The organism is Bacteroidia bacterium, assembly GCA_019695265.1.
Classification (GTDB): Bacteria; Bacteroidota; Bacteroidia; order JAIBAJ01; family JAIBAJ01; genus JAIBAJ01.
The window spans coordinates 81,150-95,657 of the sequence record JAIBAJ010000002.1; the positions used below are offsets into that span (position 1 = coordinate 81,150).

10 protein-coding genes are annotated in these 14,508 nt (G+C 40.2%); 4 read left to right on the top strand and 6 right to left on the bottom strand.

The annotated features are described in order from the left end of the window. The first annotated feature begins 82 nt into the window (after positions 1 to 82). Genes K1X82_00895 through K1X82_00905 form a run of 3 tightly spaced genes read left to right on the top strand, consistent with a single transcriptional unit; the run spans position 83 to position 5,023 of the window. Positions 83 to 1,774 carry an aryl-sulfate sulfotransferase gene (locus K1X82_00895; protein ID MBX7180643.1) on the top strand — a complete coding sequence of 564 codons (1,692 nt, stop codon included), beginning with the start codon at positions 83 to 85 and terminating at the stop codon, positions 1,772 to 1,774. An 8-nt stretch (positions 1,775 to 1,782) separates the two neighbouring features. Next, complete coding sequence (locus tag K1X82_00900; protein ID MBX7180644.1) at positions 1,783 to 2,757, top strand: T9SS type A sorting domain-containing protein; 975 nt, start codon at positions 1,783 to 1,785, stop codon at positions 2,755 to 2,757. A 10-nt stretch (positions 2,758 to 2,767) separates the two neighbouring features. Further along, complete coding sequence (locus tag K1X82_00905) at positions 2,768 to 5,023, top strand: CotH kinase family protein (GenBank protein MBX7180645.1); 2,256 nt, start codon at positions 2,768 to 2,770, stop codon at positions 5,021 to 5,023. A gap of 585 nt (positions 5,024 to 5,608) precedes the next feature. Here the strand turns inward: K1X82_00905 and K1X82_00910 are convergent. After that, on the bottom strand, positions 5,609 to 6,349 hold the full coding sequence (locus tag K1X82_00910; GenBank protein MBX7180646.1) for a polyprenol monophosphomannose synthase: 741 nt from the start codon (positions 6,347 to 6,349) through the stop codon (positions 5,609 to 5,611). A gap of 106 nt (positions 6,350 to 6,455) precedes the next feature. On the opposite strand from K1X82_00910, the gene K1X82_00915 reads away from it, so the two are divergent. After that, a complete protein-coding gene (locus K1X82_00915) occupies positions 6,456 to 6,995 on the top strand; it encodes a DinB family protein (GenBank protein MBX7180647.1) in 540 nt (179 codons plus the stop codon). Here K1X82_00915 and K1X82_00920 read toward each other — a convergent pair. From K1X82_00920 to K1X82_00940, 5 genes are all read right to left on the bottom strand, one after another. Then, complete coding sequence (locus K1X82_00920) at positions 6,992 to 7,525, bottom strand: hypothetical protein (protein MBX7180648.1); 534 nt, start codon at positions 7,523 to 7,525, stop codon at positions 6,992 to 6,994. The two genes, K1X82_00915 and K1X82_00920, sit on opposite strands and share 4 nt — an antisense overlap. 79 nt (positions 7,526 to 7,604) lie before the next feature. After that, positions 7,605 to 8,729 carry an efflux RND transporter periplasmic adaptor subunit gene (locus K1X82_00925; GenBank protein MBX7180649.1) on the bottom strand — a complete coding sequence of 375 codons (1,125 nt, stop codon included), beginning with the start codon at positions 8,727 to 8,729 and terminating at the stop codon, positions 7,605 to 7,607. A gap of 1 nt (position 8,730) precedes the next feature. Continuing rightward, positions 8,731 to 13,068 carry a CusA/CzcA family heavy metal efflux RND transporter gene (locus tag K1X82_00930; GenBank protein ID MBX7180650.1) on the bottom strand — a complete coding sequence of 1,446 codons (4,338 nt, stop codon included), beginning with the start codon at positions 13,066 to 13,068 and terminating at the stop codon, positions 8,731 to 8,733. Between the two features lie 104 nt (positions 13,069 to 13,172). Beyond that, positions 13,173 to 13,520: a hypothetical protein gene (locus tag K1X82_00935; protein MBX7180651.1), complete on the bottom strand. Its 348-nt coding sequence runs from the start codon at positions 13,518 to 13,520 to the stop codon at positions 13,173 to 13,175. 46 nt (positions 13,521 to 13,566) lie between these two features. Beyond that, positions 13,567 to 13,980: a hypothetical protein gene (locus K1X82_00940; protein ID MBX7180652.1), complete on the bottom strand. Its 414-nt coding sequence runs from the start codon at positions 13,978 to 13,980 to the stop codon at positions 13,567 to 13,569. Positions 13,981 to 14,508: the final 528 nt, after the last annotated feature.

A 14,508-nucleotide genomic window follows, 5' to 3' on the forward strand; every position in this document is an offset into this window, starting at 1 on the left:
AAATTGATGCATGTGAAAAAAACATTAAACTAACGTTAAACTATTGTTTTCCAATTTGGTCATAGGGCAAAATTTTTATTTCGTGAAACAAAAACTCGTTGCCATCAGCCTATTTGGAATCCTTTTCTTCCAAGGACTTTTTTCAGCTTATTCCCAACAGTGGGGAAATTACACCCTCATTGCAGTTCAAAATCAAACATCGGCTAAATTAATTGATACCGCCAGTGCAACATACCACTCCTGGACCTTGTCAGGTAGTACCGGTTATTCAGCCTATATGATGCCCGGTGGAAAGTTGATTCGTTCCTTGACCGCTCAAAATAATACCTTTATGGGAGGAGGAATGACCGGAAGACTTCAAATGGTTGATTGGAATGGAACTGTTTTGTGGGATTATACCTATTCTAATTCATCCTATAATCTTCACCATGATTTTTGTCCATTACCCAATGGAAACATTTTGGCTATTGCTTATGAAGCAAAAACTGCTGCGGAGGTAACAACCGCAGGTTGCAACAATTCCCACGTGATGTGGCCTGATAAAATTGTTGAATTTCAACCCACCGGAACCAATAGTGCTACGATTGTTTGGGAATGGCATGCATGGGATCATTTGGTTCAGGATTATGATGCTTCAAAAAATAATTACGGTGTTGTGGCCGATCATCCGGAATTGCTTGATATCAATTATAATAATACTTCCATTGTGAAAGATTGGATGCATATGAATGGTATTGATTACAACCCTATTTTGGATCAAATTGCTTTTAGTTGTCATAATTTGGATCAGATTTTTGTAATAGATCATAGCACTACCACTGCTGAAGCGGCCTCTCATTCCGGAGGTTTGTCAGGAAAAGGTGGCGATATTCTTTACCGCTGGGGAGATCCTGCTCACTATGATGCTCCAGGAACAGCTATTTTGAACGTGGTTCATGATGCACATTGGATTCCGGAAGGTTACCCCAATGCAGGTTATTTAGTAGGATTTAATAACAATGGGGTTTCTCAAAACCAATCATCAGTTGATTTGGTTTCTCCTCCATTGAATGGTTTTAATTACGACTGGACTCCAGGTTCTGCTTTTTCTCCTTCAAGCTACACTCTTCGTCAAACCTGTAATGGTCATAGCAATAACATGGGAAATTCTGAACAGTTTCCCAATGGAAACATGATGGTTTGCATCGCTCAATCCGGGACTGTTTATGAAATAAATTCAGCAGGCACTCAGCTTTGGACTTATACGGCTAATGGAACTATTCCTCAAGCCCATCGCTATACTTCCTGTTTTGTGTCTCAAGATGCTCCTGCAATTCCAACTATTACTCAAAATGGGAATACCTTATCCAGTTCTGCCGGTTCCACTTACCAATGGTACCAAAATGGGGTTCTAATTCCCGGAGCTACTGAGGCATCCTACACACCTACGGAATCGGGTTATTACATGGTTAGGATTACCGACGACGGGGATTGTTATAAGCGTTATTCTGAATACTTTAACTTTTCTATCTCCATTGGAGTGGATACTCCTGAAAGTCAGGTTCTAACTACCGTTTTTCCAAATCCTTCCAACGGCAAGGTTTATATCAATAATATTGGATTAAATGGAGAGTCCTTTAATGTAGAAGTTTTTGATCCGGTTGGTCGAAGCATACTAACAGCAGCAAACTCCAAAGAAATTGATTTGTCCGGATATGGTAATGGGATATATTTATTGGCCATTGCTGAACAAGGTAAATCAACTGTTTATAAACGAATAATGATAATCAAATAATTTCTGCCATGAAGAAGATAGCTTTAGTTTTTCTAGCATTTTTGGCCATTTCAGCCCAAGCCAAAAAAGTAAAGTTTGCAGTAGATATGACCGGTTGGGTGGTAAATGCTACCGGAATGCATGTAATGGGCGACTTTCAGGTGGCAGCAGGATATCCCTTAGATTGGTCCCCGAATTCCACTCCGCTTAACCTGGAAGATTCCGCTACCAATATATACAGCATTGTGGTGGATATTCCGGCATACCAAAAATATGAATACGTTTTTTTGAATGGTGATCAGTCCTACGATGTAGAATTTGTTCCGGTTCAATCCAGAGTAGGTTACAATTTTGTAGATAATCGTTGGTTATATGTTGATTCCCTGGCAAACGATACCACCTTCGTTGGGGCTATCCTTTTCGCAGGAAATGCACCTGCAGGTTTAGCCTTGTTGAGAACCAAGGTAAATATGTCGGAAGTAAGTGTTGATCCTAGCGGAGTACATTTATTCGCCGATTTTCAAAACTGGAATTCTGAAAGTGTCTATATGTATTCCTTTGAGGCTGGTATTTATGAGGTAATTTCATATGTATTGCCGGGTACTTATTCCTATCTATATCTCAATGGAAATTCCTCCCAAACCCAGGAAACGGTTCCGGTTGAATGTCAAGTGAATAGTTCCCGTTCTATTCAAGTTTTAGCCGATACCGTTTTAGATCCGGTGTGTTTCTCAAGTTGCAGCAATTGCCTTGGAACTTCAGTATCGGATCTATCTGCTGAAAATGCATTTCTTTACCCCAATCCGGCCTCCGGTTCTTTCTTTTTCAGAAATAACCTGGCTAAAGAACCCGAAACCTTGGTATTGTTGAATGCAACAGGTAAAATCCTAGCTTCTTATATTTATTCGCCGGGTCAGGAAATGGAGATTTCTCTTTCAGAACTGTCTGCCGGTTTGTATTTTGTGAAAACTTCTACAAGCAGCCAACGCTTGATAGTTCAATAACTATTGCTTTATGAAACGCATACTTTGTACATTGGGAAGCCTGTTCCTGACTTCAGTTTCTGTTGTTGCTCAAGGTGATTTCTATGACCTAAATCAAATACAAAAAATTGAAATTTTCTTTTCAACCCCCAATTGGGATTACCAAATGGATACCTCCAAGTTGGGCATGGATGGCTATGTTTTTGCCGATTCCATTCGAATCAATGGGGTAACCATGGATAGCGTAGGGGTGAAGTACAAAGGAAATTCTTCCTATGATTCAACTTATGTGAAAAATCCTTTGCACCTTTCTTTGGATGAATTTAAAAGTCATACCTACCAAGGTTTCAAAGATGTTAAATTGGGTAATGGCTTTGATGATCCTTCACAAATAAGAGAAGTGCTTTCTTATAGTCTTCTTGCTAATTATATGGATTGCCCCAGATCCAATTTTGCTCAGGTTTATATCAATTCCAATTACCTGGGAGTCTATTCCAATGTCGAAAGCGTTAACAAAGCCTTCTGTTCCGAACATTTTGGCAGTTCGTCCAATACCTTCATTAAATGTAATCCTTTATTAAATCCTAGTCCTTCCACTAAAAGCAATTTAAAATTTCTGGGTTCAGACAGTACATCCTATTTTAACTTTTATGAAATTAAATCGGATTTTGGATGGACCAATTTGGTTAATCTTTGCGATAGTATTCTTAATCATCCTGAAACAATTGAAAATATGCTCGATTTGGATCGAGTAATTTGGATGTTGGCGTTCGATAATGTTCTGGTAAATCTGGATAGTTACATGGGTGTATTTTCCCAAAACTATTATTTGTATCGCGATGGAACCAAAAGGTATGTTCCCATAGTTTGGGATTTGAATATGAGTTTTGGCGGTTTCCCGTATATTGGTAATGCAGGTTCCTCAATGGGTACTTTGACCGTTGCCAATATGCAACAATTGTCTCCAACCATTCATGCCACCGATTTGTACTGGCCTTTGATTAACCGAATCCAGGAAAATCCACAGTATAAACGTATGTATATGGCTCATATCCGTACCATGGTACAAGAAATTATTTCAGCTAATTCCTATCTTAATCTGGCCCAAAGTTTTCAAGCATTAATTGATACTGCTGTACAATCTGAAACAACCGGCTTTTACTCATATGCCGACTTTCAGGGCGGTTTAACACAAAATGTAACAAATGGAAATTATTCTATTCCTGGAATAGCTACTTTGATGAATGGACGCCTGAGTTATTTTCAAACCAATTCAGAATTTAATCTCATTCCGCCGGTTATTGCTTCTGTTAATCCTTCCAATCTTTCTCCGAATTTGAACTCCAACATCCAAATTTTAGTTTCGGTTTCCGGTGCTACTTCTGTGTTTTTGGGTTTGAGAAATAGTAGTTTGGAGCGATTTATCAGATATCCTATGTATGATGACGGAATTTCGGACGATGGAATTGCAGGTAATGGAATTTATGGAATTAGCATTACTATTCAATCCTTGACCCCTCAGTATTATGTGTATGCCGAAAACAACGATGCCGGAATTTTTTCTCCTGCCCGCGCCGAACATGAATTTTATACTATTCAGGCAACTACCGGAGGTGAATCTGGCATTCGGTTGGTTATTAATGAGTTAATGGCATCTAATTCTTCCACGGCCACCGATGAAGCCGGTGAGTTCGATGATTGGATTGAACTTTACAATTTAAGCTCTGAACCGATTGATTTATCGGGCTTTTACTTGAGCGATGATTCTTTATCTCTTACGAAGTGGACCTTCCCGGATGGATCTATTATACCTGGAAATGGTTATTACATTGTATGGGCTGATGAAGATCAAACACAGGGGGTTAATCATTCTAATTTTAAACTGTCGGCCACTTCAGAGAGTTTAACTCTTTCTGATACAGCTTTGCATCTTATCGATGCGGTTGTTTGGGGGGTACAAACTTCCGATATTAGTTTTGCCCGAATTCCAAATGGTACAGGGGATTTTGCCATTACTCAGCCTACGTTTAATGCACCAAACGACGATTCAGGTGTGGATGAGTTAGGTAGCAGCAGTTTGCGTATTTATCCCAATCCGGCTAAGGAAGAGTTGGTGGTAGTGTTTGAAAATCAGGGTCTTCAGGAGTTAACTATCCGGAATTTGCTTGGAATTGCAGTGTTGGAAACCCGGGTTAGTTCGGGCCAATCCTTGTTGCTTACCGGCCTAAATCCAGGAGTTTACTTTTTGAATCTTGGAGGAGAAATTCGGAAATTGGTAAAGGAATAAGTTAGCGATGTTTTTTTGGCGGGCCCCCTCAGCCCAACCGGCTTTCTGCAAAATTTTTATGGATCTGCAATGGGCCTTCGGGTCACGCTATCGTCTGTAGTCCCGGCAGCCGGCCCACCATTGCCCTTTTTGCCGGGAGCTACTTGCCTCTATCGTTGCCCGAGGGTGCAAGACTCGCGGCAATTGTGCATTTGTTTTAGCCGTTTTCAATTATAAGTTTTAAAAAATTATAGACTATAAAAATCTGGTAAGATCCGGGTAAGTGAAAGAAAGGTATTTATATCTAAAAAAAATTACGTTTGAACCTGCCAAACATTTTTTTCAAAACCTGGCTATTCGTTTCGTATGACAATTTTGGATACTAATGAAACACACTCCACTTTACTTTGAAATGTTTCATTTAGGGTTTGCACCCCGGGCAACGATAGAGGCAAGTAGCCCACAGTACCACTACGGCTTTAGCCTAGGGGGACGAGGACTACAGCCGATAGCGTGACCCTTGAGCCATAGGTTGAAACTCCGGTTTTTACACTATTTTTATGGGCGAAAGGGGGCCCGCCTAATTAAACTAAAAAGCGGAATAAGCTATATTTTCTTGCGGCTAAAAGTGCGGAACATGCTTTTCCATTTCATTTCCAAAACCCCAAAAAAGGCTTCACGGAAAATACCGGTACTCATTTTGCTTTCTCCTGCCGTTCGATCAGTAAATATGATAGGTACTTCGCACAATTCGAAACCAAATTTCCAGGCAGTAAATTTCATTTCAATTTGAAAAGCGTATCCGAAAAATCTGATTTTGTCGAGTGGAATGGTTTCTAAAACTATGCGTCGGTAACATTTAAAACCGGCGGTTGTGTCCATGGTTTTCATTCCTAAAATGGCCCTTACGTAAACCGAGGCAAAATAACTCATGATGATACGACCCATGGGCCAATACACTACGCTAACACCTTTGATGTAACGGCTTCCAATGGATAAATCGGCACCACCGGTTTTGCAGGCATCGTATAATCTGGATAAATCATCTGGATTGTGCGAAAAATCACAGTCCATTTCAAAAATAAACTCATAATTTTTGGCTAAGGCCCATTTAAAACCGTGGATATAGGCTGTGCCCAAGCCTAATTTTCCTTTTCTTTCTTCGATAAAAAGTCTATCGGGAAATTCGGGAAGCAATCGCTTTACAATCGCAGCCGTGCCATCCGGGGAATTGTCTTCCACAATCAGCAAGTGGAAATCGCCCGGTAAGGACATCACCTTACGGATCATGCTTTCTACATTTTCCTTTTCGTTATAGGTTGGTATGATTACTAACTTTTCAGGCATGATGGTGGGCAAAAATACCTAAATACCTGACGAATAAATGTTATAAATTCAAAATAAATTCGGAATTTGCTTAAAAACTATCCTTTTCTTTGTGGAAAGAAATACTATGAATCCAAAATTTGAATCGAAGTTTAAGTCGTTGGAGACCAAAAGAGAAGCCATCTTTGCCAGGCTTAAATCAGCTACTAGTGCGGATTTAATGAGAAGTCCGGGGCCTCAACGCTGGAGTGCGGTTCAAGCATTGCAACATTTGGTAATAGCCGAGCGTGGTACCAATTTATATTTGCAAAAAAAGGTGTTGGGCAAGGATCAAGTGAAACAATCGGGCCTGGTAAATACACTTAGGATGGTGGTAGGAAAGTTGGCCTTTTCAATTCCTATGAAATTTAAAGCACCCAATGTGGTTGCTGATCCTCCGGCAAATATTACCCTGGAAGAAACTGAGAAGCAATGGGCCGAAGTGAGACAAAACTTTTATTCCATAGTTAAAGCATTGGAAGAGCAAGACTTAACAAAAGAGCTTTTCAAACATCCCATCATGGGACGGTTGGACATTTTTCAAACCATTGATTTTTTCGAAATCCACATGGATCGGCATGCTGAACAAGCTTACCGAACCTTGGAAGAAGTAAGAAAAAAAGCTTAGTTTTGTAAAGAGGCGCTTCTTTTTTCGTCAAGTATTCCAATTAAAGCTACGAGCAATTCATCTTTTTTATCCTCACCCGGCTCTAGGTTTTGCTTGATTTTAGCTATGTTGGTCAATAACTCGGTTTCAGGAATGTCGTTCCCCATGTTTTCTATGAGGGTAACGCATTCTAGGGCAACGAGGTAGTTTTCACGTAAAGCCAAATCAACAAAGAATGAAAGGTGAGAATCGAATTTTAATCCACCTTCCCAACAAGCTGCTACTATGCTGGATCTATTTCCAAAGGATTGATTGTTTTCCAAAACCTCAATCAAAAATGGAACGGCGCTTTGGTCTTTAATTCCCCGAAAAATTTCAATCACTGTTTTGATAATTTCCTCATTGTCAGTTTCATTCATTAAACTGGCTAAAGGTTTAATAAGGTTAATATCACCCTCGTTTTTAATGAGGTCTAAGGTGTCTAAAACAATTTCCAGGTGTTGAGATTGAAGGAGTTTTTCTACTTCTTTCCTGCGTTGAGGTGTCATCATATTGGATGCAAAGTTCGTAAAAAAGAAAATTAGGGTTGGAGTTAGATTGATTTTATTCGTGCAATTGCTTTTGTCTTCTCTAGTCTGCCTTGTTTTTTAAAGCCATTAGTAGGGTATAAGCCGATTCTACCACAATGCTTTGATTTTTCAACTGTTCGGCATGCAGTATTTCAATCCAACCCGATTCCTTGATTCCAATTTCTACCGGGGTAAGAGTAAAGAAGACACCATTTTTAACAAATACATGGTAAGTGCCATCAAAAAACAGAACAGCTTGCTCGGGAAGTACCCACGATTTTTTATTATTTAACTGTATATCCGCATTCATGTACATACCCGGAAGAAGGTTTTTATCGTAATTTTCAAAATGACAATGCACCTCTGCAGTTCGGTCGGGGGCTATGTCCTTGCTGATTAAAATTATTTCGCAATTGAACTTTTTCCCCGGATTGGAATTGGTATATGCTTTTAGCTTTTGTCCAATTTCCATCTGAATTAAATCCTTTTCAAAAACTCTTAAGTTTAAGTGAATGTCATTGGGGTTTACCAATTCGAATAATACATCTGTCGGACTAACATATTTGCCAATGTTAGCATTTACCTTGGATACAAATCCATCGAAAGGTGCGTGCAGGGTTATGCTTTTAGAAAGTGTTTGGTCGTTTAATTGGTTAGGATCAATTTCAATTAACCGGAGTTTTTGACCCAAGGCGCTAAGGTTGATTTTCAAACTCTGAAATTCAGATTTGGCTTGTTGATAAGCTTTATCGCTACTAGCTTTGCTTTCATTGAGCTCTTTTTGGCGTTTAAATTCCAATTCCGCCTGTTCGAGTTTAGCCTGGGTTGTTAAATAGTCTTGTTGCAGTTGTATGTATTGTTGGTCTTCTAATACGGCAATAACTTCTCCTTTGGCCAGATGCATTCCCGGCAAAAGTTTGGTAGACTTGAGGTAGGCACCCAATGGGGCACTTACCGATAACAGGTTTTGAGGTGGAACATCTATTCTTCCATTGACTTTAATAGTTGCTGAAAGTTCTTTTTCTTCCAATTTGCCAAGTACTACCTTGGATTCGGTTAACTGTTTTTCAGTTAGTTTTAGGGTGTTATGAGCACCAGGCTTTTCAAGTTCAGCAGTGCTGGATTCGTTTGGTTTTCCACAGGAACTGAGAATAAGTACTGCAAAAATCCATTGTATGTTGTTCATGTTAATAGGCTTTTAAGTAAAGTAAATGAATGGAATAATTGTTGGATTCCTGAACCACGTCGAGGTAGTTCATTTGAATGTCAAAGGCTTGTTTTTGGAGGTTTGCCCAGTCTAGAAAATTTATGTCGCCGGCCTGGAATTGTTTTTTTGCCAGGGTTGAAATTTGTCCGGCATCACGCAATTGATGGTTTTCATAATACTGAAGTCGTTCTTTGCAGTTGTTAAGCTGTTGTTCGGCAATTTTCAACTGATTCTCCAACCATGTTTTTTTCCAGGAAGCCTCGTTTTGGGCTATTTTTAATTTAGTTTCCTGTGCTTTTATTTGAGATCTTCCGGCTGCGAAGAACAGTGGAATTCCCACACCAACCTGATAGGATGTAAACCTGGTTTTGCCGGTATAAAATTTATTATCTGAACCATACCCCCTAAAACTTTGGTTAGTTAATCCTAGCGATAGGTTGGGTAACATTTGGGCCTTTTGAAGTGAAAGGTTGGTTTGGGCTAGTTGAATTTGTTGTTCCCATGTTTTTTGATACGGGTGAGATTCGGCTTGGCCAAGACTGAGCTGTTCAAATTTGATGGAACCCGGTTTCGGTGTATAAGCTATTGGGGTGTTTAAGATTAATTGGAATCTCAAGATGCATAATTCCAGTTCGTTCTGTAGGTTTTTCTTTTGCAGGTGTATATTGCCGGATAAAACATCAGCATAGGATTTTTCCAGCAAATTACTTTCTCCTTTTTCAAATCGAAGGGTAGAAACTCTAGAAAATTCTGCAATCAAACTATCGGTTTTGCTCAGAATTTTTTCCTTTTCTAAAAGCAAGAGGTATTGAAAAAAGCATTCCTGTACCTCACGGGTTATTTCCAAATCGGTTTGTTGCTTTTCCAAAAAGGCCAGTTGAATCTCATTCTTTGCAACGGAATTCTTTTTGGAATAAATGCTTGGAAATTGGAAGGATTGGTTAATCGAAATCCGGGTATCCCAAAAGGCACTATTAATAGATCCGGTTTCAAATGTTACCTGGGTTTGATCAGGGTTAAAGGAAGATTTTCGTAGTTTTTCCTTGTATTCTTGTATCAAAACCATGTTTTTAACTGCATAGTTGTTTTTTATGGCAGAATCGATTGCACTTTTCAAATCAATTTCTTGAGCTGAAGCGGAATGGCTGTAACTCCCCAGGAAGGTAATGATTATAGCAACAGAGGAAATTCGAACAAGCTGTCCGCTTCGTTTTTCCAACAAAATGTATAGGATGGGAAGAACAAACAGGGTAAGAAAAGTTGCCAGCAATAAGCCTCCAATTACAACTGTTGCCAATGGACGCTGTACTTCGGCTCCGGATCCATTGCTCAATGCCATGGGTAAAAAACCCAAGGATGCAACAAAGGCTGTCATTAGCACAGGCCTCAATCGCAATTGTGTGCCGGTTAGAATTACTTTGTACAAGTTGGAAAATCCTAGTTGACGTAATCGGTTAAATTCCGAAATAAGCACAATTCCATTCAAAACTGCTACCCCAAACAAGGCTATAAATCCAACCCCTGCACTAATGCTAAACGGCATATTGCGAATGGCTAAAAAGAAAATACCTCCTATGGCCGATAAGGGAATGGCTGAATAAATCAATAAGCCATGTTTGACTGAATTAAAGGCAAAAAACAACATCAGAAATACCAGGATAAGCGAAATCGGAACAGCTAGTGCAAGTCGGCTTTTGGCCTCATTTAAATTTTCAAATGCTCCGCCGTAGGTGATGGAATACCCTGTGTTCAGTTTTAGTTCCTTGTCAACTTTGGCTTGCAGACGTTCAACAACGGTTTGAACATCGTTGTTTCTGACGTTAAATCCAACTACAATTCTTCGTTTGGCATTTTCTCGCTGAATTTGGTTTGGACCATTGATTATTTCTACCTTGGCTAATTGGTGAAGGGGAATTTGAGTTCCGTTGGGTGTGTAAATCAATAAATTTTCCAAATGCTCCGGATCTGTTCTCAGGTCTTTGTTGAGCCTAACTACCAGGTCGAATCGCTTTTCATCTTCGTACACCAAACCTGCACTTCCTCCTGCAAAAGCGGTGTTTACTATTCGGTTTACATCGGCTATATTCAAATTGTATTGAGCCAAGGCCGGTCGGTAATAGTTCACCACCACCTGGGGCATTCCATTGATGGGTTCTATGAATAAATCTTCAGCGCCATCAACCTGATCGATAATTTTTCCCAGTTTGCTTCCTAGGAGTTGCAAGGTGTCCAGGTTGTCGCCAAAGATTTTGCAAACCACATCTTGTCGTGCTCCGGTCATTAGTTCGTTGAAACGCATTTGAACCGGGTATTGAAATCCGGTAGTTATTCCGGGTACTTCTTCCAGTGCCAAACTCATTTTCTCTGCTAATTCGTTGAATCCTGATGCCGAGGTCCATTCTTTTTTGTCTTTTAAAATTACCATTAAGTCAGCGGCTTCCAAAGGCATCGGATCGGATGGGATTTCACCTGATCCGATTTTAGTAACCACCTTTTCAACTTCCGGAAACCGGGACTTTAAAATGCCTGCAGCTTTTTGAGTATATTCGATGGAGGCACTTAGGCTACTTCCCGTTAATAGCCTGGTTTCTACTGCAAAGTCTCCTTCTTCTAAGGCCGGAATAAATTCACCCCCCAGGTTTGCCAAAATAAAAACGCTTGAAACAAATAAAATCAGCACTACACTGAGTATGGTTTTGGGGTGTCGGAGTGATTTCATTAATAGACTTCGGTATGCTTTTTCAACTTTAGACATGAGTCGATCTGAAAAATTGGGTTGATGGTGCACGTTCTTGCTTAGGACTAATGAAGCCATCATAGGAACATAAGTAAGTGATAACAGAAAGGCTCCAATTAAGGCAAAGGAAACCGTTTGGGCCATGGGCTTGAACATTTTTCCCTCGATTCCACTTAAGCTCAAAATTGGTAGGTAAACAATCAAAATAACGACCTGTCCAAATACAGCACTGTTCATCATTTTGCTGGCGGATTTGTTGACCTGAGTATCCATTTCTTGTTGAGAAAGTACCGACTTAAAACCCAGACGATAACTATGAGCAATTTGGTGCATGACTGCTTCCACAATAATCACGGCCCCATCTACGATTAATCCAAAATCCAGGGCACCCAAACTCATCAGGTTACCACTTACATGAAAGAGGTTCATGAGTGTAATAGCAAATAACATGGACAAAGGAATAATGGAAGCCACCAGTAAACCTGCTCTCCAATTTCCTAAAAACAGAACTAAGATGAAAACCACAATTAATGCGCCTTCCAATAGGTTTTGTTCCACTGTAGAAATGGCATTATTCACCATTTTGGTTCTGTCGAGAAAGGCTTCGATTCGAACTCCTTTGGGCAGGGTTTTCTGAATTTTCTCTATTTCGGCCTTTACATTTTTAATAACCTCTGAACTATTTCCACCTTTGAGCATCATAACAACGGCTCCTGCTACTTCACCTTCGTTGTTGTAACACATGGCTCCATACCGAATGGCGTGGGCAAGTTTAACGTCTGCTACATCTTTAATACGAACCGGAACACCTGATCCTGTGTTTATTACCGGAATTTCTTCCATATCTTGTATGGAACTCAATAAACCTTCAGTTCGAATAAACAGCACCGAAGGTCCACGTTCGATGTAGGCGCCACCGGTATTTTGATTGTTCTTTTCTAAGGCCGTAAAAACATCCGAAATGCTTAGGCCCAACGCATGTAAACGGTTGGGGTCCAAGGAAATTTCGTATTGTTTTAGTTTACCTCCAAAACTGCTTACATCGGCTACTCCTTTTACTTGAAGTAATTGCCTTCTGACCACCCAATCCTGAATGGTTCTTAGCTCGGTTTCATTGTATTGTGATTCGTATCCTTTTTCCGGTCGAACCACATATTGGTAAATTTCACCCAAACCGGTGGTAATTGGTCCGAGTTCAGGGGCACCAATATCGTTTGGAATTTGATTTTGAACTGTGCTAAGTCGCTCGGATACCTGCTGCCTAGCCCAATATACATCGGTAGCGTCATCGAAAACAATGGTAACAAGAGAAAGTCCAAACCGGGAGAAACTTCTGATTTCGGTTTTTCCCGGAATGTTGCTGATGGCCTGTTCGATAGGGAAGGTAACCAAACGTTCAATATCCGTTGCCCCATATGAAGGTGCGATGGTTATGATTTGAACCTGGTTATTGGTAATATCGGGTACTGCATCAATTGGTAGTTGAGAAGTTTGGTAAATTCCAACTACAACCAATGCGATGGTAAACAGGCCTATAATTAATTTTTGGCGTATGGAAAACGCAATAATAGAATTCAACATGTTTAATAAGTTGAAGGAATAGGCAAAAAGCCCATGTGTTTACACATAGGCAAGAGTTGTTTTAAGTAATGGGAAACTCCCTATTGAGGGCAGCCGTTTTTAACTCAGCAATCCAATTTGTTGATGGTAGTTGCATCCATTTGAGGCTCTCCATCAGGCATGGCTTTTACCCCACTGCCATGGTGAATGGCAATCAGGTTATCGTCGTTGGTTAAAAATTGATTACTGGCCGAAGCGTAGGTGGAAAGGTTAATTCCTTCCTGAGCTGAAGATGCACTGTGGCAACCGCTCATGGCACATCGGCTATTTAAAATATCGGCTATTTCGTTGGTGTAAGTTGGAGTTGTTCCGGTGCAGGTGGCTTGCGACGCATAGTCGGTGCTGTCTTTTTTACAAGAATTGAATACGATTATTACGGTAAGTAGGGCTGCACTTAAAAGTTGAAATTTCATTGTCTAAATTTTTAAAGTTTTTTGGAAATTGGCTTTCGAAGGGTGATCAAAAAAACAATAATAATTTAGGTGGTTGCCATATTTTAGAAAGGTAATCGGATTGCAGAAACAGCGCCGAACCAGGAATTAAGTCCGGTTTATGAGATAAATTGGATTTCCAAACGAAAACCTGCATTCCGGTATGAAAATGCAAAATCATGTTCGAATAGGCAAACTCCGGATGGGATTTAAATGGTAATTTTTGGTCTTCCTGATCATTAGAATCTGAACCGGAAGAATAATGCAATTTTAAAAAATTCAAAATGCCTAATTCAGGGTTTGCGCGATGATGGTCGAAATAATGACTCACTAAGGCTGGAAGTTTAAATACTTCATGGAACTCAGTGGTGGAGGCCAGGTAGCAAAAACAAAGCGATATGAATAGGAATTTTTTCAGATTACAAAAATAGGGAATTTTCACTTTTGACGAAGTTTTTGATTCCAGGGTTTAAATATTTTACCATTTTTAATAAATGAGGTTTTTTATGATGCGGGTACCTTCGCACAAAAGGAGTTCATTTCCCTAGTATTTAGGGGCTCAGGTCCGGGCTATCCGTTTCAAGTCCTCGCCGCCCGGGCTAACGCCACGGTCGTCTGTGGGCTTTCCACTGCTATCCCTACCCGAGGTGAAAGTGCATGTTCGAAGGGTGGTTTTTCATTCCTTGCAGAACATTCAGGGTTTGCACCCCCGGGCAACGATTGAGGCAAGTAGCCCACAGGACACCGACGGCGATAGCCTAGGGGGACGAGGACTACAGCCGAAAGCGTGACCCGAACGCCAACTCCAAATGTTGGGGATTTGCATGGAATTGGGTAGGCGGAAGGGCAATGTCATTAAGTTAAGGTTTAATAAGTTGGTTTATAGTTAGTAAAGGTTTTATGTTTGCTTCTAGAATGTCTATTTTTGACCCTTCTTTCAAAAGAACGATTCTCTCTAACGGGTAGTGCA

What these genes read in the sequence shown, in the direction of transcription:
- K1X82_00915 (MBX7180647.1), top strand. Translation starts at nt 6,456, where the DNA reads ATGAATCCAAAATTTGAATCGAAGTTTAAGTCGTTGGAGACCAAAAGA.
- K1X82_00925 (MBX7180649.1), bottom strand. Translation starts at nt 8,729, where the DNA reads ATGAACAACATACAATGGATTTTTGCAGTACTTATTCTCAGTTCCTGT.
- K1X82_00935 (MBX7180651.1), bottom strand. Translation starts at nt 13,520, where the DNA reads ATGAAATTTCAACTTTTAAGTGCAGCCCTACTTACCGTAATAATCGTA.
- K1X82_00910 (MBX7180646.1), bottom strand. Translation starts at nt 6,349, where the DNA reads ATGCCTGAAAAGTTAGTAATCATACCAACCTATAACGAAAAGGAAAAT.
- K1X82_00930 (MBX7180650.1), bottom strand. Translation starts at nt 13,068, where the DNA reads ATGTTGAATTCTATTATTGCGTTTTCCATACGCCAAAAATTAATTATA.
- K1X82_00905 (MBX7180645.1), top strand. Translation starts at nt 2,768, where the DNA reads ATGAAACGCATACTTTGTACATTGGGAAGCCTGTTCCTGACTTCAGTT.
- K1X82_00920 (MBX7180648.1), bottom strand. Translation starts at nt 7,525, where the DNA reads ATGATGACACCTCAACGCAGGAAAGAAGTAGAAAAACTCCTTCAATCT.
- K1X82_00900 (MBX7180644.1), top strand. Translation starts at nt 1,783, where the DNA reads ATGAAGAAGATAGCTTTAGTTTTTCTAGCATTTTTGGCCATTTCAGCC.